At 67.0% G+C, this 18878-nt stretch carries 16 protein-coding genes, 1 rRNA gene and 1 pseudogene; 12 read left to right on the plus strand and 6 right to left on the minus strand.

The window, feature by feature from the left end:
- Window positions 1–165 precede the first annotated feature (165 nt).
- Entirely contained in the window at window positions 166–2496 is a 2331-nt protein-coding gene (pcrA, locus tag NM962_20245) for a DNA helicase PcrA (protein ID UVO12191.1), read from the plus strand.
- A gap of 9 nt (window positions 2497–2505) precedes the next feature.
- On the opposite strand, the gene NM962_20250 is transcribed toward pcrA, so the two are convergent.
- Window positions 2506–3057 (minus strand): hypothetical protein, encoded by a 552-nt coding sequence (locus NM962_20250; GenBank protein UVO12192.1) that lies wholly within the window; start codon window positions 3055–3057, stop codon window positions 2506–2508.
- 9 nt (window positions 3058–3066) lie between these two features.
- On the minus strand, window positions 3067–4068 hold the full coding sequence (locus NM962_20255) for a M23 family metallopeptidase (protein UVO12193.1): 1002 nt from the start codon (window positions 4066–4068) through the stop codon (window positions 3067–3069).
- A gap of 288 nt (window positions 4069–4356) precedes the next feature.
- Here NM962_20255 and sucC point away from each other — a divergent pair, with 288 nt between their 5' ends.
- From sucC to NM962_20270, 3 genes are all read left to right on the plus strand, one after another.
- Window positions 4357–5535, plus strand: coding sequence for an ADP-forming succinate--CoA ligase subunit beta (gene sucC / locus NM962_20260; protein UVO12194.1), 1179 nt, complete (start codon window positions 4357–4359; stop codon window positions 5533–5535).
- Between the two features lie 3 nt (window positions 5536–5538).
- The gene (gene sucD, locus NM962_20265) at window positions 5539–6441 is read left to right on the plus strand and encodes a succinate--CoA ligase subunit alpha (GenBank protein ID UVO12195.1); all 903 of its coding nucleotides are present in this window, start codon (window positions 5539–5541) and stop codon (window positions 6439–6441) included.
- Window positions 6442–6530: 89 nt separating this feature from the next.
- On the plus strand, window positions 6531–8063 hold the full coding sequence (locus tag NM962_20270) for an acetyl-CoA acetyltransferase (protein UVO12196.1): 1533 nt from the start codon (window positions 6531–6533) through the stop codon (window positions 8061–8063).
- Here the strand turns inward: NM962_20270 and NM962_20275 are convergent, their stop codons facing one another.
- Complete coding sequence (locus tag NM962_20275) at window positions 8064–8912, minus strand: LLM class F420-dependent oxidoreductase (protein ID UVO12197.1); 849 nt, start codon at window positions 8910–8912, stop codon at window positions 8064–8066.
- 155 nt (window positions 8913–9067) lie between these two features.
- Between NM962_20275 and NM962_20280 the strand changes: the two genes are divergently transcribed.
- From NM962_20280 to purH, 5 genes are all read left to right on the plus strand, one after another.
- Window positions 9068–9979 carry a DUF5336 domain-containing protein gene (locus NM962_20280; GenBank protein ID UVO12198.1) on the plus strand — a complete coding sequence of 304 codons (912 nt, stop codon included), beginning with the start codon at window positions 9068–9070 and terminating at the stop codon, window positions 9977–9979.
- Between the two features lie 45 nt (window positions 9980–10024).
- On the plus strand, window positions 10025–11485 hold the full coding sequence (locus NM962_20285; protein UVO14853.1) for a DUF6350 family protein: 1461 nt from the start codon (window positions 10025–10027) through the stop codon (window positions 11483–11485).
- An 82-nt stretch (window positions 11486–11567) separates the two neighbouring features.
- Window positions 11568–12047 (plus strand): hypothetical protein, encoded by a 480-nt coding sequence (locus NM962_20290; protein UVO12199.1) that lies wholly within the window; start codon window positions 11568–11570, stop codon window positions 12045–12047.
- 161 nt (window positions 12048–12208) lie between these two features.
- The gene (gene purN, locus NM962_20295) at window positions 12209–12796 is read left to right on the plus strand and encodes a phosphoribosylglycinamide formyltransferase (protein UVO14854.1); all 588 of its coding nucleotides are present in this window, start codon (window positions 12209–12211) and stop codon (window positions 12794–12796) included.
- Window positions 12793–14370 carry a bifunctional phosphoribosylaminoimidazolecarboxamide formyltransferase/IMP cyclohydrolase gene (gene purH, locus NM962_20300; protein ID UVO12200.1) on the plus strand — a complete coding sequence of 526 codons (1578 nt, stop codon included), beginning with the start codon at window positions 12793–12795 and terminating at the stop codon, window positions 14368–14370. Before purN ends, purH begins: the two co-directional genes overlap by 4 nt.
- Window position 14371: 1 nt before the next feature.
- On the opposite strand, the pseudogene NM962_20305 reads toward purH, so the two are convergent.
- A pseudogene (locus NM962_20305) lies at window positions 14372–14635 on the minus strand (hypothetical protein).
- Between NM962_20305 and rrf the strand changes: the two are divergent.
- The 3 genes from rrf to NM962_20320 all read left to right on the plus strand — a co-directional run bounded on the left by rrf (window position 14632) and on the right by NM962_20320 (window position 16656).
- Window positions 14632–14738: ribosomal RNA gene (rrf, locus tag NM962_20310) — 5S ribosomal RNA — on the plus strand. The pseudogene NM962_20305 and the gene rrf sit on opposite strands and share 4 nt — an antisense overlap.
- 266 nt (window positions 14739–15004) lie before the next feature.
- Window positions 15005–15349 (plus strand): hypothetical protein, encoded by a 345-nt coding sequence (locus NM962_20315; protein UVO12201.1) that lies wholly within the window; start codon window positions 15005–15007, stop codon window positions 15347–15349.
- Between the two features lie 164 nt (window positions 15350–15513).
- Window positions 15514–16656, plus strand: coding sequence for a PE-PPE domain-containing protein (locus tag NM962_20320; protein ID UVO12202.1), 1143 nt, complete (start codon window positions 15514–15516; stop codon window positions 16654–16656).
- Window positions 16657–16792: 136 nt separating this feature from the next.
- Here the strand turns inward: NM962_20320 and NM962_20325 are convergent, their stop codons facing one another.
- On the minus strand, window positions 16793–17284 hold the full coding sequence (locus tag NM962_20325) for a methylated-DNA--[protein]-cysteine S-methyltransferase (protein ID UVO12203.1): 492 nt from the start codon (window positions 17282–17284) through the stop codon (window positions 16793–16795).
- On the minus strand, window positions 17281–18786 hold the full coding sequence (locus tag NM962_20330; protein ID UVO12204.1) for a DNA-3-methyladenine glycosylase 2 family protein: 1506 nt from the start codon (window positions 18784–18786) through the stop codon (window positions 17281–17283). The genes NM962_20325 and NM962_20330 overlap by 4 nt, the downstream gene beginning before the upstream one ends.
- Window positions 18787–18878 lie beyond the last annotated feature (92 nt).

Consider the following 18878-nt stretch of genomic DNA (forward strand, 5'->3'; position numbering starts at 1 on the left):
TCGGCGAAGCGGACCGCGGGGCTTGGCGTTGCAGCTAAACCACGGGCACCGCTGACCGGTACCCGTAGAAAAATCGACGCTGCATGTCGAGCACGAACCGAGTCTGCCACTAAGGGCAGTGCCAGCGCAAAGACTGTCGCCGGGCGGCGGTACGTTGGGAACGCTATGAGCTTGCACGCCACTTCGCAGACCGATCACCTCCTCGATGGGCTCAACCCGCAGCAGCGGCGCGCCGTGCTGCACGAGGGTTCCCCGCTATTGATCGTGGCCGGAGCCGGCTCGGGCAAGACCGCGGTGCTGACCCGGCGCATCGCCTATCTGTTGGCCGCCCGCGACGTCGGGGTGGGCCAGATCCTGGCGATCACCTTCACCAACAAGGCCGCCGCCGAGATGCGTGAGCGGGTGTCGAGTCTCGTCGGACCCCGGGCCAGGGTGATGTGGGTATCGACCTTTCACTCCACCTGCGTGCGGATCCTGCGTAACCAGGCCTCGGTGGTTCCCGGTCTGAACTCGAATTTCTCGATCTATGACGCCGACGATTCGCGGCGGCTGCTGCTGATGATCGGCCGAGACATGGGCCTGGACGTCAAACGGCACTCGCCGCGGTTGCTGGCCAACGCGATTTCCAACCTGAAGAACGAACTGATCGACCCGGACCGGGCGCTGGCCGAGCTCACCGAGAGCTCCGATGACCTGAGCCGGGTGGTGGCAGCGGTGTATGGCGAGTACCAGCGCCGGCTGCGGTCGGCCAACGCGCTGGACTTCGACGACCTGATCGGTGAGACGGTCGCGATTCTGCAGGCGTTCCCGGAGATCGCCGCGCACTATCGGCGCCGATTCCGGCACATCCTGGTCGACGAGTATCAGGACACCAACCATGCCCAGTACATGTTGGTGCGCGAGCTGGCCGGCCATTCCGTTGAAGGCGGGCAGGGCGGCGCGGACGCCGCCGAGCTGCCGCCCGCGGAACTGTGCGTGGTCGGTGACGCCGATCAGTCGATCTACGCCTTCCGCGGCGCGACCATCCGCAACATCGAGGACTTCGAGCGCGACTACCCCGACGCGACCACCATCCTGTTGGAACAGAACTACCGCTCCACTCAGAACATCCTCTCGGCAGCCAATGCGGTGATCGCCTACAACTCCGGGCGCCGGGAGAAACGACTGTGGACCGACGCCGGTGACGGCGAGCTGATCGTCGGCTACGTCGCCGACAACGAACACGACGAGGCACGGTTCGTCGCGCAGGAGATCGACGCGCTGACCGATGCGGGCGCGATCAACTACAGCGACGTCGCGGTGTTCTACCGCACCAACAACGCGTCGCGGTCGCTGGAAGAGGTGTTCATCCGCAGCGGCATCCCGTACAAAGTCGTTGGCGGCGTGCGCTTCTACGAACGCAAAGAGATCCGCGACATCATCGCCTACCTGCGGGTGCTCGACAACCCCGGCGACGCGGTGAGCTTGCGGCGCATCCTCAACACCCCGCGCCGCGGTATCGGCGATCGTGCGGAGGCCTGCGTCTCGGTGCACGCGGAGAACGCTGGCACCGGATTCGCCGCCGCCCTGGCTGCCGCCGCCGAGGGTGGCGTGCCGATGCTCAACAGTCGTTCGCAGAACGCGATCGCCGCCTTCGTGGCAATGCTCGAGGAGTTGCGGGCGCACCTGAACACCGGCGACGACGACCTCGGTGGTCTGGTGGAGTTGGTGCTGGACCGCACCGGCTACCGTACCGAGCTGGAGGCCTCGAACGATCCGCAGGATCTGGCCCGCCTGGACAACATCAACGAACTCGTCAGCGTCGCACACGAATTCAGCATTGACCGGGCAAACGCGCTTGCCGACCAGGATGGCACCCCCGAGGAGGAGGACGTGCCAGACGTCGGTGTGCTGGCGGCGTTTTTGGAGCGGGTCTCGCTGATCGCCGACACCGACGAGATCCCCGAGCACGGGGCAGGCATGGTCACCCTGATGACGTTGCACACCGCCAAGGGGCTGGAGTTCCCGGTGGTGTTCGTCGTCGGCTGGGAGGACGGCATGTTCCCGCACATGCGCTCGCTGGGGGACGCCCGCGAGCTGTCCGAGGAACGCCGGCTGGCCTACGTCGGCCTGACTCGGGCGCGGCAACGGCTGTACCTGAGCCGGGCCAAGGTGCGTTCGTCGTGGGGCCAGCCCATGTTGAACCCGGAGTCGCGATTCCTGCGGGAGATCCCGCAGCAGCTCATCGACTGGCGACGGACCGACGTCACCGCCTCACCGAGCGCCCCGGTCAGTGGTGCCGGCTGCTTCGGTACGCCGCGCCCGGCACCGAGCCGGTCGGGCAACCGGCCGCTGCTGGTGTTGGCGCCCGGGGATCGGGTATCGCACGACAAGTACGGCCTGGGCCGGGTGGAGGAAGTCTCCGGAGTGGGGGAGTCGGCGACGTCGCTGATCGACTTCGGCAGTTCCGGGCGGGTCAAGCTGATGCACAACCACGCGCCGGTGACCAAGCTTTAGTGGGTCGCTTCAGGAGCCGAACAGCCAGCGTCTGGTGGCCGGGTGCAGTGCCGTCGCGACCGTGGCGATCTGGATGACCGGGATGACGTGCACGATGCCCGGCACCCGGGCTCCGGCCAGGAAGAGACTCCCGAAAGTCAGCAGGGCAACCACCGCTCCGACCGCGATCAGGTAGCGGCCGACGGGGCGCCGTAGCAGCAGCATGATCACGCCGGATACCGTCGTCCCGGCGAACACCAGACTCAAGAAGCCGACCGCAACGCAGAACAGCCGGTCGGTGTGCCACCAGCTGGCGATCAGGTCGGTGGAGACCACCGAGGTGGCCCAGCAGCCGACCAGGGCGAGCACGCAGGCACTGATCGCGACGCCGGCTGACGGGAATCGCGCCGGCAACGCCGCCGGACTGGGCTGGATGGCCGGCGGTATTCGCCCTGAGCTGGTGACGATCGGGATGGCGCCGGTGGGTGCCCGCCGGATGATGCGGCTGGGAGAACTGGCCGGACCGGTCGCGGAGGGGCTGGAAGAACTGGCGCCGGTAGGTGGATGGTGGCGGTCGCTCACCATTCCAGGTTAGGCGAAATTGATCCCGCGCTTGGCGAGCCAGGAAGCCGGGTCGATCCGGTTGGTGCCGTTCTGTAGCACCTCGAAGTGCAGGTGCGGGCCGGTCGAGTAGCCGCGGTTGCCCATCTCGGCGATCTGGTCGCCCGCCATCACCCGCTCGCCGACACTGACCAGCGACCGGTTGATGTGGCCGTAAAGGGTCACGGTGCCGTCGGAGTGGCGCAGCTTGACCAGCATGCCGTAGCCGGCGCTGGGACCCGACTCGATCACCACGCCGTCGGAGGCCGCCAGGATCGGGGTGCCGATGGCGTTGGCGATGTCGATGCCGGCGTGCAGCACGCCCCAGCGGTAGCCGAAGTTCGAGGTGAACGCGCCCTGGGTGGGTGCGACGAACAGCGGCCGCTGCAGCCGGGCTTCACGCTCGGCGCGCTCCTGCGCGAACGCCACGCCCTTGGCCAGCTCCTCGTTGTGCACGACCGCGTTGGCCGCAGCTTTGACCGTGATCATCTGCAAGCCGTGGCTGGACGTGGTGGTGGTGCCGTCGTTCAGCGTGGTCTTGCTGGCCGCCAGCACGGCGGGCCGGGCGACTGTCTCGCCGGACTGGTGGGTGGCGGCGTGTGCGGCAGCAGCCGCCGCCCCGGCGGCCATCGCCGCGATCATCACGCGGCTCTTGACGGCACTGGCGGGCTGGCTACGGTGCTTTCCGCGGGGCGGGGGCAGCGGGGCCGCCTCGTGCGGACGGTAGTAGCTGTCCGAGTAGCCGCCGCGGGGGAATGCCAACCGCAGAACCGGCATGTTGTCGGTGTCGGTCATGTCGTCCAGCTCAGGGGCCAGCAGCACGTCGGACGCCTCGTCGAACGTGTCTTCGCTGAACGCACCCTCGGGCCAGCCGAACTCGTTGAACGGAATGATGTCGGTGACCTCGGTGGGGTTGGGTACCGACGGGCGGATCACAGCTGCCGTAGCGCCGTTTCGACGTCGGGGGAGAGCCCCACCGGAAACCGGACGCATCGGTGCACCGTGCTGCATCAGCCTGGAAATTCCTCTGGTCGTGATCAGAACGTTATAAAGACCTGGACCTGGTGACGGTAACCACTCCCGCTGGGGCGTGGCAAGCTATCGGCCAAATCCCGACGTTAATGTGAAACGAATCACGTTTTTCTGGCGGTGAGATGTGCCACAGCAGTGGTACGCGAGGAGGGAACCCCGCCGCACTGTCGATACAGTGCCTCGGGAGCTAAATCTCTCACAATCCGACAGTGCCGGCCTTCCGGCTACCCGTAATAAGACAGTGAGCCCATGGATCTCTTCGAGTATCAGGCGAAAGAACTGTTCGCCAAGCACAACGTGCCCACCACTCCTGGTCGAGTAACCACCACGGCCGAAGACGCCAAGGCCATCGCCACCGAGATCGGTCGGCCGGTCATGGTCAAGGCCCAGGTCAAGGCCGGTGGCCGCGGCAAGGCCGGCGGTGTCAAGTACGCCGCGACCCCGGACGACGCGTTCAGCCACGCGCAGAACATTCTCGGCCTGGACATCAAGGGCCACATCGTCAAGAAGCTGCTGGTGGCCGAAGCGAGCGACATCGCCGAGGAGTACTACATCTCCTTCCTGCTGGACCGCTCCAACCGCACCTACCTGGCCATGTGCTCGGTCGAGGGCGGCATGGAGATCGAAGAGGTCGCCGCCACCAAGCCGGAGCGGCTGGCCAAGGTGCCCGTCGACGCCGTCAAGGGTGTCGACCTGGCGTTCGCCCGCTCGATCGCCGAGCAGGGCCACCTGCCCGCCGAGGTGCTCGACGCCGCCGCGGTGACCATCCAGAAGCTGTGGGAGGTCTTCGTCGCCGAAGACGCCACCCTGGTCGAGGTCAACCCGCTGGTTCGCACCCCCGACGACCAGATCCTGGCGCTGGACGGCAAGGTCACCCTGGACGGCAACGCCGAGTTCCGTCAGCCCGGCCACGCCGAGTTCGCCGACTTGGACGCCACCGACCCGCTGGAGATCAAGGCCAAAGAGCACGACCTGAACTACGTCAAGCTCGACGGTGAGGTCGGCATCATCGGTAACGGCGCCGGACTGGTCATGTCGACGCTGGACGTCACCGCCTACGCCGGTGAGAAGCACGGCGGCGTAAAGCCGGCCAACTTCCTCGACATCGGGGGCGGCGCCTCCGCCGAGGTGATGGCCGCCGGCCTGGACGTCATCCTGGGTGACAAGCAGGTCAAGAGCGTGTTCGTCAACGTGTTCGGCGGGATCACCGCCTGCGACGCGGTGGCCAACGGCATCGTGTCGGCGCTGGGCATCCTCGGTGACGCCGCGACCAAGCCGCTGGTGGTCCGCCTGGACGGCAACAACGTCGAGGAGGGCCGGGCGATCCTGGCCGAGGCCAACCACCCGCTGGTGACCGTCGTCGCCACCATGGACGAGGCCGCCGACAAGGCCGCCGAGCTGGCTTTCGCAGCCGGAAAGGACGCTTAAGTCATGTCGATCTTCGTCAACAAGGACAGCAAGGTCATCGTCCAAGGCATTACCGGTGCCGAGGCCACCAAGCACACCGCGCGCATGCTGGCCGCCGGCACCCAGATCGTCGGCGGTGTCAACGCCCGTAAGGCCGGCACCACGGTGTCGCACAAGGACAAGGACGGCAAGGACGTCGAGTTGCCGGTGTTCGGCAGCGTCGCCGAGGCCATGAAGGAGACCGGCGCTGACGTGTCGATCGCCTTCGTGCCGCCGGCCTTCTCCAAGGACGCGATGATCGAGGCCATCGACGCCGAGATCCCGCTGTTGGTCGTCATCACCGAGGGTATTCCCGTGCAGGACAGCGCTTACGCGTGGGCCTACAACGTCGATAAGGGGCAGAAGACTCGCATCATTGGGCCGAACTGTCCGGGCATCATCACCCCCGGCGAGTGCCTGGTCGGGATCACGCCGGCCAATATCAGTGGCGCCGGCCCGATCGGTCTGGTGTCGAAGTCGGGCACCCTGACCTACCAGATGATGTACGAGCTGCGGGACTTCGGTTTCTCCACCGCCATCGGCATCGGCGGCGACCCGGTGATCGGCACCACCCACATCGACGCCATCGAGGCGTTCGAGAAGGACCCGAACACCAAGGTCATCGTGATGATCGGCGAGATCGGCGGCGACGCCGAGGAGCGGGCCGCGGCCTACATCAAGGCCAACGTCAGCAAGCCGGTCGTCGGCTATGTGGCGGGCTTCACCGCTCCGGAGGGCAAGACCATGGGCCACGCCGGCGCCATCGTGTCCGGCTCGTCGGGCACCGCGGCCGCCAAGCAGGAGGCCCTGGAGGCCGCCGGTGTGAAGGTGGGCAAGAGCCCGTCGGCCACCGCGGCCCTGGCTCGACAGATCCTCGAGAGCCTGTAGCTGTTTCTTGGCGCGAGCAGACGCAGAGTCGCACGCAAGCGGTGCTTGCAGGGCGACTCTGCGTCTGCTCGCCGTAGAAGGGTGAGCACATGAGCATCGATCCCCGCACCCCCATCGTCGTCGGCGTGGGGCAGGCCGCCGAGCGTATCGACGACGCCGACTACCGCGCGATGTCCCCGGTGGAGTTGGCCGCAGCTGCCGCGCAGGCGGCGTTGGCCGACTGCGGGGCGAGCTCAGAGCAGGTCGCGTCGGCCATCGACGCCGTAGTTGCCACTCGCCAGTTTGAGATTTCGATTCCGAAAGCCCCTGCGCCGCTGGGTAAGTCCAACAACTTCCCGCGGTCCGTTGCGCGCCTGATCGGCGCCGAGCCGGCTCGCGCGGTGCTGGACAAAGTGGGCGGTCAGGGCCCGCAGAAGCTGCTCACCGAGTTCGCCGCCGAGATCGTGGCCGGCACCGCCGACGTGGTGCTGCTGTGCGGGTCCGACGCGACCTCCACGCTGCGCCACTTCGCCAAGGCCGACAACAAGCCGGACTTCACCGAGACCATCGACGGGCAGCTCGAAGACCGGGGGTTCGGTCTGGAGGACTTCGTCGAGCGCTACACCGTCATCCACGGGCTGACCGGTGCGCCGGTGCAGTACGGCCTGCTGGAGAACGCCCGGCGTGCCCGGCTGGGCATGAGCACGGCCGACTATTTGCAGGCCATGGCGGAGCTGTTCGCGCCGATGACCAAGATCGCCGCCAAGAACCCGTTCTCGGCCTCGCCGGTGGAGCGGTCGGTCGACGAACTGGCCACGATCAGCGCCGGCAACCGGATGATCTGTGACCCCTACCCGCGGCTGCTCGTGGCGCGCGACCAGGTCAACCAGGGCGCCGCGGTGCTGGTGATGTCGGTCGAGGCCGCCCGCCGGCTGGGTGTGCCCGAAGAACGCTGGGTCTATCTGCACGGTCACGCCGACCAGCGTGCCCAGCGGCTGCTGGAGCGGCCTGACCTGAGCGCCTACCCGGCCGCCGTCACGGCCACCACCGAGGCGCTCGAGATGGCCGGGATCGGCTTCGACGACGTCGCGGCCATGGACCTCTACAGTTGCTTCCCGGTCCCGGTGTTCGCCATCTGTGATGCCTTCGGCCTGTCCGCCGACGACCCTCGCGGGCTGACTCTGACCGGCGGGCTGCCCTTCTTCGGTGGCGCCGGCAACAACTACTCGATGCATGCGATTGCCGAGGCCGTCGCCTCAGCGCGAAGTGCCCCAGGGCAATTCGCGTTCGTCGGCGCCAACGGCGGCATGATGAGCAAGTACGCGGCCGGGGTGTACTCGACCACCCCGGTGCCGTGGACGCCGGATCGCAGCGCCGAACTGCAGGCGCAGGCCGATACCGCACCCGCTCTGCCGGTCACCGAGAGCGCTCAAGGACCGGCCACCATCGAGACCTACAGCGTCCGTTATGACTGGGACACCCGGACCGGGATCATCATTGGCCGACTCGACGCCGACGGCACCCGATTTCTGGCGACCACCGAGGACGAAGACCTGGTGGCCTTGTTGTCCGACGGCGATCCGCTGGGCGCCCCGGTGACGGTGCAGGCATTCGACTACGGCAACCGTTGCTCGCCGCGGTAGTTAGCTGCTGAGGCCCAGCTTGGCGGCCAGGCGCTCCACGTAAGCCGCCACCTCGGACTCGGACTTGTCGGGCAGACCGAACAGAGTCTCGGTGACACCGATCTCGGCCCAGTGCGCCAGCTTCTCGGGCACCGGCTTGAAGTCCAGCGCCACGATCTGCGGTGCGCCGTCGCGGCCGGCGGCCGCCCAGGTGTCTTGCAGCAGCTTGACCGGGGCGTCGATGTCGAAGTCACGCGGCGTGGTGATCCAGCCGTCGGCACTGCGGGCGATCCACTTGAAGTTCTTCTCGGTCCCGGCCGCACCGACCAGCACCGGAATGTGCGACTGCACCGGCTTGGGCCAAGCCCAACTCGGGCCGAAGTTCACGAACTCGCCTTCGAAGGACGCTTCCTCCTGAGTCCACAGCGCCCGCATCGCCTCCAGGTACTCCCGAAGCATGGTGCGCCGGCGGCCGGCGGGGACGCCGTGGTCAGCCAGTTCGTCAGTGTTCCATCCGAATCCGACGCCCAGGCTGACTCGCCCGCCGGACAGGTGATCCAGGGTGGCGATCGACTTCGCCAGCGTGATCGGATCATGTTCGACGGGCAGTGCCACCGCGGTCGACAGCCGCACTCGCGAGGTCACCGCACATGCGGCTCCCAGGCTGACCCACGGGTCCAGGGTGCGCATATAACGGTCGTCGGGCAGTGACTCGTCGCCGGTGGTCGGGTGAGCGGCCTGTCGCTTCACCGGAATATGCGTGTGTTCCGGCACATAGAAGGTGGTGAAGCCGTGATCATCGGCGAGTTTGGCGGCCGCTGCCGGGTTGATTCCACGGTCACTGGTGAATAGCACGAGCCCGTAATCCATAGCCCCGATTAGAACGTGTTCCTGTTCGGCGGGCAACGGGGGGGTCCTTGTCGCGCAGTGTTGACCCACCGAGTCGGTCCGCAAGTGCGCTAGCGTGGATGGTCGAAGCGCGCCGCACCGCCCACCAGCGCCCTGCCACAAGCACAGGAGAGGTCATGACCTACTCGCCCGGGAATCCCGGCTTCCAGTCTTCTCAACCATCAGGCTCATACGGACAACCGACCCCGTCGTTCGCGAAATCGGGTGGCGAAGTCGAGAGCAAAGTGCCGCAGTACCTCCGAATCGCAGTCGTTGCGTTGGGGCTGGGTGTCTATTTGGCGAACTTCGGCCCGATCGTGACGATCACCGACGTCGACTACCCGCTGATCCTCAGCGACGCCGGCCACACCGTTCCGCTGGCGGTGCTGGCCGCGCTGCTGGCCGGTGCGGCCCTGCTGCCCAAGGTGAAGAGCTACACCGCGGTGGTCGCCGTGGTTTCGTCACTGGGTGCGTTGCTGGCCATTTCGACCGTCGCCGATGCCAGCGGCAGCTACACCATCGGCTGGGGCCTGTGGCTGATCCTGACCTTCAGCGTCCTGCAGGCCGCCGCCGCGGTCGGATCGCTGCTACTGGAGGCCGGCGTGGTCACCGCGCCGGCGCCGCGCCCCAAGTACGACCCCTACGCCCAGTACGGCCTGCCGCCGGGCGGTAACTACTACGGTCAGCCCGGCCAGCAGGGTTATGGCCACCAGGGACACCAGGGGCACCAGGGCCAGCAGGCTCCGCAGCAGCCTGGCTACCCGTCGTCGTACGGCAGCTACCCGTCCGCACCGTCCAGTGGCGGCTTCGGCGCGCAGCAGGCGCCCGCTTCCCCTTCAACGGGCGCCTTCAACTCCGGCGGACAGCAGGCGGCACCGCAGGGGCCGCCGACCCCGCCGACCGGTTTCCCCTCCTACAACCCGCCGTCGTCCGGTGGGTCGGGGAGTGCGTCGACCGGCGGCCACAGCGCAGCCGGTTCGGATCAGAGCTCGACGGGTGGCCAGCAGTCGCAGGGCGGCTCCACCTCGTCGGGGCCGGCGCAGCCCTAACCCGGGCCCGCGCGCCGAGTTGAACGTGCTCGCAGCGTGACATCGGTGACCGGCGGCAAACCAGGTTCGAACCCGACCCGCGACCTGCTACGGGTCGCATTCGGGCCGTCCGTCGTGGCATTGACGGTCATCGCAGCGGTGACGCTGCTGCAGTTGCTGATCGCCAACAGCGACATGACCGGCGCCTCGGGCGCCATCGCCAGCATGTGGCTGGGCGTGCACCAGGTGCCGATCTCGATCGGCGGCCGTGACCTGGGTGCACTGCCGCTGCTGCCGGTGCTGCTGATGGTGGCCGGGACGGCCCGAACCACCGCGCAGGCCACCGCCCGTGGGGCTTCCTGGTTCGTGATCCGCTGGATCGTGGCCTCTGCGGTGGGTGGACCACTGTTGATCGCGGCGGTCTCCTTGGCGGTCATCCACGACGCGGCCTCGGTCATCACCGAACTGCAGACCCCGCATGCCCTGAGCGCCTTCGCGCACGTGTTTTTCGTGCATGCGATCGGTGCGGTGCTGGGACTGGGGACGCGGGTGGGCCGGCGGGCGCTGGCTGAGACCCGGCTGCCCTTCTGGCTGGCCGACTCGGTGCGAGCCGCGATCACCGGCATGTTGGCGCTGTTCGGCCTGGCCGGGGCGGTGACGGTGCTCTCCCTGGTCTGGCACTGGGGGACCATGCACGAGCTCTACGCGATCACCGATTCATTTTTCGGCCAGCTCAGCCTGACCCTGCTGGCCGTGCTATATGTGCCCAATGTCCTCGTCGGAGCAACGGCGATGGCGGTCGGCTCGAGCGCCCACATCGGCCCCGCGCTGTTCAGCGCCTTCACCGTTCTCGGCGGCGATATCCCCGCGCTGCCGATCCTGGCTGCGGCACCCGCCCCACCGCTGGGCCCGGCATGGGTGGCGCTGCTGATCATCGGGGCGGCGTCCGGAGTGGCCGTCGGGCAGCAGTGCGCCCGCCGGCCACTACCGCTGTTTCCGGCGCTGGCCAAGGTGGCGGTGGCGGCCTTCATCGCGGCGGTGTCGATGGCCGTACTCGGCTTGGCCGGTGGGGGACGGCTGGGCAACTTCGGTGATGTCGGGGTCGACCAGCTGACGTTCGGTCCCGCGGTGTTCGGCTGGTTCGCCGCGATCGGAGCGCTGACGGTGGTGATGATCGGCGGGGTCCGGGCTGATGCGGTGGTCGGTGAACAGCGTGTGCTGCCACCCGCCCCGGAGCGGCCCGTCGAGCCCGAAGACGTCCCCGAGTCGGGTTCGGCGCCCATCGCCGACGTCGATCCCGAGGATTTCGTAGTAGTCGGGGAGCCCTTCGAGGCCGACGAGCTGTTCGACGCCGACTTCGAACCGGGCTTCCAGCCAGACGAGGTCAACGATGGCGGCGAGTTGAATTGGACGCCAGAATCCGAGCTGCCGCGAACGTTCCGGTCGCACGCGCCGACGCAGCCGCCGGGCCCGCTGGAAGACCCCGAAGACCTGATGTTCACCGACGACGACGGATACGACCGCTAAATCGAGGACTTCAGTCCCTTATATATGTCGTCTCGGGCTGATCGGATAGGAGTGCCGACCGTCCGAACTCCAGGGGGACGACATGACCGACGTCGTGAGCACCGAGACCGCCGGCAAGACTGGCCCGTCTGGCGTGCCCGGGCGGCGGAACCTGCATATGCTGGCCGGCTCGCGGGCCGAAATGCTGACCAGACTGATCCTGCCGCCGGGTCATGAGCGGGTGCTCGACGTGGTGGTCCTGATCTGGGTTGACGGCGTCGAGGCCGGGATGCAGATGATCGAGCCGTCGCCCCAGTCGCACAGCATCGGGTTGACCGATGATTTGGCGGAGTCGCTCTACGACGCGCTGGAGGGCGCGGGATTCTGCAGTGAATACGACGAGTTCCCCGAATTGGACGACCCCGACTTTCAGGACCTGGCGTATGGGAGGGTCAGCAAACTCGGCAAGATGACCCAGCCGATCGGCCATCCCGAGGTCACCTGGGACATGGTCGAGATCTGGACCGACGGCGTCGCGGCCGCCCTTCGGGTGGCACGGGATCGAGCACAGCGCTCCGCCTGATCGTCGGGGTCTTGCGGGTGTAGCGCCCAACTTCGCTACGTCCGCAATCCCCACCGCCGATGGCGGTGACCTCGGCGCCCGGCTTCGCCGCGCTGGAGATCACCGCGTTAGGCTCAGTCACCGTGCAACCGATCCATGTGGCTCCCAGCGTCCCCGCCCGAATGGTGGTGCTGGCTTCGGGTACCGGGTCACTACTCGAGTCGCTGCTGGCCGCGGCGGTAGACGACTATCCTGCGCGGGTGGTCGCCGTCGGCACTGACCGGGACTGCCGGGCGGTGGAGATCGCCACGGCGGCGGGGTTGCCGGTATTCACCGTCCGGATGGGTGATTATCCGAACCGAGCAGCATGGGATCTCGCGCTGACCGAGGCCACCGCGGCCCACAGCCCGGATCTGGTGGTCTCGGCGGGCTTCATGAAAATCCTGGGCTCGCACTTCCTGTCCCGTTTTCTGGGACGCACCGTCAACACCCATCCGGCACTGCTGCCCTCCTTCCCGGGAGCGCACGCCGTGCCCGAGGCGTTGGCCTACGGGGTCAAGGTCACCGGCTGCACCGTGCACCTGGTAGACGCGGGAACCGACACCGGCCCGGTGCTGGCCCAAGAACCGGTCGCCGTGCTCGACGGCGACGACGAAGAGTCATTACATGAGCGCATCAAGAAGGTGGAGCGCAAACTCCTGGTTGACGTACTGGCCGCATTGGCGACCGGCGGCGTGACCTGGAATGGACGAAAGGCAACCCTAGGATGACCGACGGCAAGCGACCGATTCGTCGGGCGTTGATCAGCGTCTACGACAAGACCGGACTGGTTGACCTGGCCGCCGGCCTGCACGCCGCCGGTGTGGATATCGTCTCCACCGGATCCACCGCCAAGTCCATTGCGGCCAAGGGTATTCCAGTGACGCCGGTGGAGCAGGTGACTGGCTTCCCCGAGGTGCTGGACGGCCGAGTCAAGACTCTGCATCCCCGGGTGCACGCCGGGCTGCTGGCCGACCTGCGCAAGCCCGAGCACGCCGCGGCGCTCGATGAGCTGGAGATCGCAGCGTTCGAGCTGGTGGTGGTCAACCTGTACCCGTTCAGCGAGACCGTGGAGTCCGGCGCCGGCGAGGACGAGTGCGTCGAACAGATCGACATCGGCGGGCCCTCGATGATCCGAGCGGCCGCCAAGAACCATCCCAGCGTCGCCGTGGTGGTCGACCCGCTCGGCTACGACGGTGTGCTGGCCGCGGTCAACGCCGGCGGCTTCACCCTCGAAGAGCGGAAGCGCTTGGCGTCACTGGCATTTCGGCACACCGCCGAATACGACGTCGCGGTCGCCAGCTGGATGTCGTCGACGCTGGCACCCTTCGAACAGGCCGGAGAGCCGCGTCAAGCGCTGCCGGAATGGTACGCACGCACCTACCGCCGCGCTGCGCAGCTGCGCTACGGCGAGAACCCGCACCAGCAGGCCGCTCTCTACTGTGACGCCGGTGCGTGGCCGGGCTTGGCTCAGGCCGAGCAGCTGCACGGAAAAGAGATGTCCTACAACAACTTCACCGATGCGGACGCCGCGTGGCGGGCCGCGTTCGATCACGAAGAGACGTGCGTGGCCATCATCAAGCATGCCAACCCGTGCGGCATCGCGGTCTCGGCGACCTCGGTGGCCGATGCCCACCGCAAGGCGCACGAGTGCGACCCCTTGAGCGCGTTCGGCGGAGTCATCGCGGCCAACACCGAGGTCAGCGTGGAGATGGCCGAGTACGTCAGCACCATCTTCACCGAGGTGATCATCGCCCCGGCGTACGAGGCCGGGGCCGTGGAGATCTTGTCGCGTAAGAAGAACATCCGGGTGCTGTTGGCCTCCGAGCCGCTGGGCGGCGGCACCGAATGGCGCCAGATCAGCGGTGGGCTGTTGATGCAGAGCCGCGACGGTCTCGACGCTGCCGGCGACAACCCGGCGAATTGGACGCTGGCCACCGGGGAACCGGCCGATGCGGACACCCTCGCCGACCTGGTCTTCGCCTGGCGGGCCTGCCGCGCGGTCAAATCCAACGCGATCGTGGTCGCGGGCGACGGCGCCACCATCGGCGTGGGCATGGGCCAGGTCAACCGGGTCGACGCCGCCCGGTTGGCGGTGGAGCGCGGGGGCGAGCGGGTGGCCGGTGCGGTCGCTGCCTCGGATGCGTTCTTCCCGTTCCCCGACGGCCTGCAGACGCTGACCGCGGCCGGGGTGAAGGCGATTGTGCATCCGGGCGGCTCGGTGCGCGACGACGAGGTGACTGCGGCGGCGGCCGAGGCCGGGATCACGCTGTACCTGACGGGAGCACGGCACTTCGCGCACTGAGCTAGGGCCCGTCGTCGTCGGCACCGGAACCGTTGTCGCCCAGCAGTTTTTCGGGGTGGTGGTAGTGGTTGATCCGGGGCTGACCGTGGTCTAGATGGGGCGGGGGCAGGGTTTGGGTGGTGCCGTCGTGGCGTTTGCGGGTTTTCCAACCGCTTGAGGTGATGAGCTCATGGTGGGGGCCGCAGCGCAGGGTGAGGTCGGTGATGTCGGTGCGTCTGGTTTTGGCGTAGTCGTCGTCGTGATGGACTTCGCAGTGGTAGCCGGAGACGAATAGCGACAGGGAAACGCCCGGTCCCATCCCGAACCCGGAAGCTAAGCCTGTCAGCGCCGATGATACTGCCCACACGGGTGGAAAAGTAGGACACCGCCGAACACAACATAGTGAAACGCCCCCCGACTCAGTCGGGGGGCGTTTCCATTTTTTCTGGTCATTCTTTGTCGACTGATTGCCCTGGAGTCGACGCTCTTGTGGTGCGAGTTGTAGCAGATCCCGCGCAGGGGCACAGGTTGCCTAACGCCCGAACTCCCGTCGAAACGCAAGGGAAAACCCCGTATCCGCGCTAGCCGTCGCGGCCTAGCGTTCTAGGCGGTCGCGTGACAAAGGGTCGCGAGGAGCGCAGAGAGGGGAACCCCAGTGAAGGACCTACGAATTGCAGCGGTGGTGGCTGTGCTGGCCGGTACGGCCCTCGGCTTGGCCGGCTCGGCATCTGCCGAGCCACTCGAGGGGCCGTACACCGCAACGGTGACGGGCGGGGACGTCCTGGCCGTGGGCAAGAAGATGCCTTGGGCATTCACCCCATGCGGTCCGGGCTGCGCCCAACGGATATTGATCGGCGGGGAGCCCAGCGAGTTTCATCTTCAGGGCAACACCTGGACCTCAACGTTCGGGTTGGTGACTGAAACTGTTGATGCCACCACGCTTTCGGCCACAACGCATCAACCAGATGGCACCATCACCTGGCAACTGGAGCGGCCCTGAGGCGCGGCCGGCCGCCGCAGAACTGTTCGATGCTTGCGGGCGAGGAGCATGTTCCACACCCCGCTGCTATTGCGTGATGATCCACAAACCCCTACCGTTAAGTATTAACTCAGCTAACTAACAGGGGTATACCGGTGCGCACTTATATTAGCCTTCCCGTTGCCGTGAGCCTCGCAGCAGCGAGCTTCTTGGCCGCCGCGCCGGTGGCGTCGCCCGTCTCGGGGGCACGGACGGCGGCGGTCTCGCTGACCGGCAACGGCACGTCGCTCGGTGACGGCATCGCGTTCCTCATGGGCGGAACCGGCATGCCACAACCGGGCGACCGGTACCTCGAGGCCGTCAACACTCTGTACTTGCAGCCGCACGGATTCGGTGGCGAGCTGGAATCGCTGTGGACGCCGGAGAACGTCAGTTCCACGTCGAGTGCTGTTGGCCTGCGAATTCTTGAGAATGCCGTCGCTGAGCAACTCAACAGCGGCGAGGTCGATGCCGAGCACCCGGTGGTGGTGTTCGGTTACTCGCAGAGTGCTGGAATGTCGGTCGGATTGATGAATTGGTTGAGCGAGAATGACGTGTCGACCGATCTGGTCCGGTTCGTGTTGATCGGTTCCACCGGTGCTAGCAACGTTCCGATTGACCTGTACCACACTGACGTCTACAACTACGAATATGACCCGGTCGCATTCAGGCCGATCTACGACAACCCGCTGTCGCAGCTCAACTCCGCGCTCGGTTTCATCTACGGACATTCAGTATTGCTCAGTGTTACGCCGGAGCAGATCGAGTCGGCGATCGAGTTGCCGACCTCGGATCCCGACTCGTTGGCCACTTTCCACATGATCCCTTCCGAGCTCCTGCCGCTGCTGGCACCGCTGCAGTTGCTCCCGATCATCGGCATGCCGCTCTATGACCTGTTGGAACCTGTCACCCGAATCCTGGTGAACCTCGGTTACGGCAGCATCGACCACGGCTGGCCGCCGGGCGACGTCGATCAGCCGCCTGCCGGTGGTGGCTTCCTGCCCCCCAACATCGACTTCGGTGACCTACTGACCGCGCTGGGCAAGGCAGCGTTGGACGGCATCGGCAACTTCTTCTCCAGCTGGTTCGACCCGGAGACCTACGCGCTCTACTCCCTGCAGGATCAACCCTCGCTGGCCGGCCTCATTCAAGAGGGCTACATCGTGGGCGCCCTCGACACGCCGACCCCGACGTTGACTGAGGCATTGTCTGGTCTGTTCGAGTTCTTCCAAGGATTCACCGACACGACTCCATACCCGATGCCGGACCCGGTGGAGCTGCTGGGCTAATTCCCGTTTGCGGACACAGACCTGGGCCGCGTCCGCCTCGGAAGTACCGGGAATTGTTGGCGGTAAAGGCGGTTGGTCCTGCGCTTGCATGGCCCAAACCGACACCACCGAATACCCGATGCCGGATTAAACAGCCTCAGCTGAACAGGGTGGCTTGGCTGCGCTGCCGCTCGAGATCCAGCAGCGCCCTCTTGCGGTCGATTCCGCCCCCGTATCCGGTAAGGCTGCCATTGCTGCCGATGACGCGGTGGCACGGGACGATGATCGAGATCGGGTTGCGGCCGTTGGCCAAGCCGACGGCGCGAGACGCGGTCGGTGACCCGATCTGGCTGGCCAGCTCTCCGTACGAGCGGGTCTGGCCGTACGGGATGGTCAGTAGGGCAGTCCACACGCGGCGTTGGAAATCGGTGCCGACCATCTCATAGGTCAGGTCGAACTCGGTAAGGTCGCCGGCGAAGTAGGCCGCGAGCTGCTCCACCACATCCGGAAACGTGGTGTCGTCGCGAATCCAGCCGGTCCGGCTGGGGGCGTGCGAATGATCCAACATCAACAGATGGGTGAGCTTGCCGTCGTTGCCGGCCAGGGTCAGCGGACCGATGGGGCTGTCGATGATGCGCTGAGTGGTCACGCGATCTCCTTCGAGGCCGGTGGCCAGTCGTTCACGGCGTGATCGAGGCTGGCCCACAGATGCTGGGTGGCATAAGAGCGCCACGGTCGCCAGTGCGCACTGCGCTGGATCAGGACTTTCGGGGTGTCGGGCAGGCCGTATCGGCGCGCAGCCACCTGCACTCCGAGGTCAGTGACGGGAAACGCGTCGGGGTCGCCCAGCCCGCGCATGGCGATCACCTCGGCGGTCCAGGCTCCGATTCCCGGCAGCGCCATGAGATCGTGGCGGGCCTGTTCCCAGTCGCAGCCCGCACTCAGGCCGAGAGTGCCATCAGCCAGGCGGGAGACCAGGGTCAGCAGTGTTCGCCGCCGAGCTTGCGGAAGGGCGAGTTGCTCGGGATCGATGTCGGAGAGCCGTTCCACCGAGGGAAAGACATGAGTGAGCCCGCCTTCAGGATCGTCGATCTGTTGTCCGTGGGCAACCACCAGTCGATGGGTATGAGTGCGCGCCGCTTTGGTCGATACCTGCTGGCTGAGCACCGCCCGCAGCGCGAGTTCGGCTTCGTCGACGGTCCGCGGAATGCGTTGCCCGGGCGCCTTGGCCACCAACGGCGCCAGATCGGGGTCGGCCGTGAGGGCTTCGACGACGGCTTCGGGATCAGCATCGAGGTCTAACAGTCGTCGGCAGCGGGTGATCGCGGCCGTGAGATCGCGGAAGTCGTCGAGCACGAGTCGGCAGCTGACGTGGTCGGGGGCCGGGCGCAGACTTGCGACGCCGTTGCCGTGCGGCAGCCGCAGAGTGCGCCGGTAGGCGCCGTCGCGTACCTCCTCGCAACCTGGCGCCGCGCAAGCCGCCAAGTGCCCGAACACGCCCTCGAACGCAAACGGGGTGCGCACCGGCAGGCGCAGCGAGAGTGCGCCCGGACCGGGTGCTTCGCGGCCGGAGGGGGCTCGTGACCGCGCGACGGCATTACTGCGCAACACCGTCGGCGTCGTGGCGCAGACGGCGCGGACGGTGTCATTGAACTGCCGAATACTGGCGAAACCGGCGGCGAATGCGACATCACCCAAGGGCAGGTCGGTGGTCTCGATCAGTACGCGGGCGGTCTGCGCGCGCTGGGCGCGGGCCAGTGCCAACGGGCCGGCGCCGACCTCGGCCTGCAGCAACCGCTGCAACTGGCGGGCCGAGTAGCCGAGGTGGCCGGCAAGCCCGCTCACACCGTCCCGATCGACCGTGCCGTCGGCGATCAGGCGCATGGCCCGTCCCACGATGTCGCCGCGGATGTTCCATTCCGGTGAACCCGGTGCGGCATCTGGGCGGCAACGCTTGCAGGCGCGGAAACCGGCGCGCTGCGCTGCAGCGGCAGTGGGGTAGAACTCCACATTCGGCGGCAGCGGCGTGCGCGCCGGGCAGCTGGGCCGGCAATAGATCCCGGTCGTGAGCACCGCGGTGATGAACCAGCCGTCGAAGCGGGCGTCCTTGGACTTCACGGCGCGATAGCAGCGGTCGAAGTCGTCATGCACATTTCCACGATGACACGCGGCGGCCGACGACACTAGCGGGAAAGCGACACGACAGTGCCGGGCCGTCGGCGCGGGTGCGAGCTAGCATTCGG

Source organism: Mycobacterium sp. SVM_VP21 (assembly GCA_024758765.1).
Classification (GTDB): Bacteria; Actinomycetota; Actinomycetes; order Mycobacteriales; family Mycobacteriaceae; genus Mycobacterium; species Mycobacterium heraklionense_C.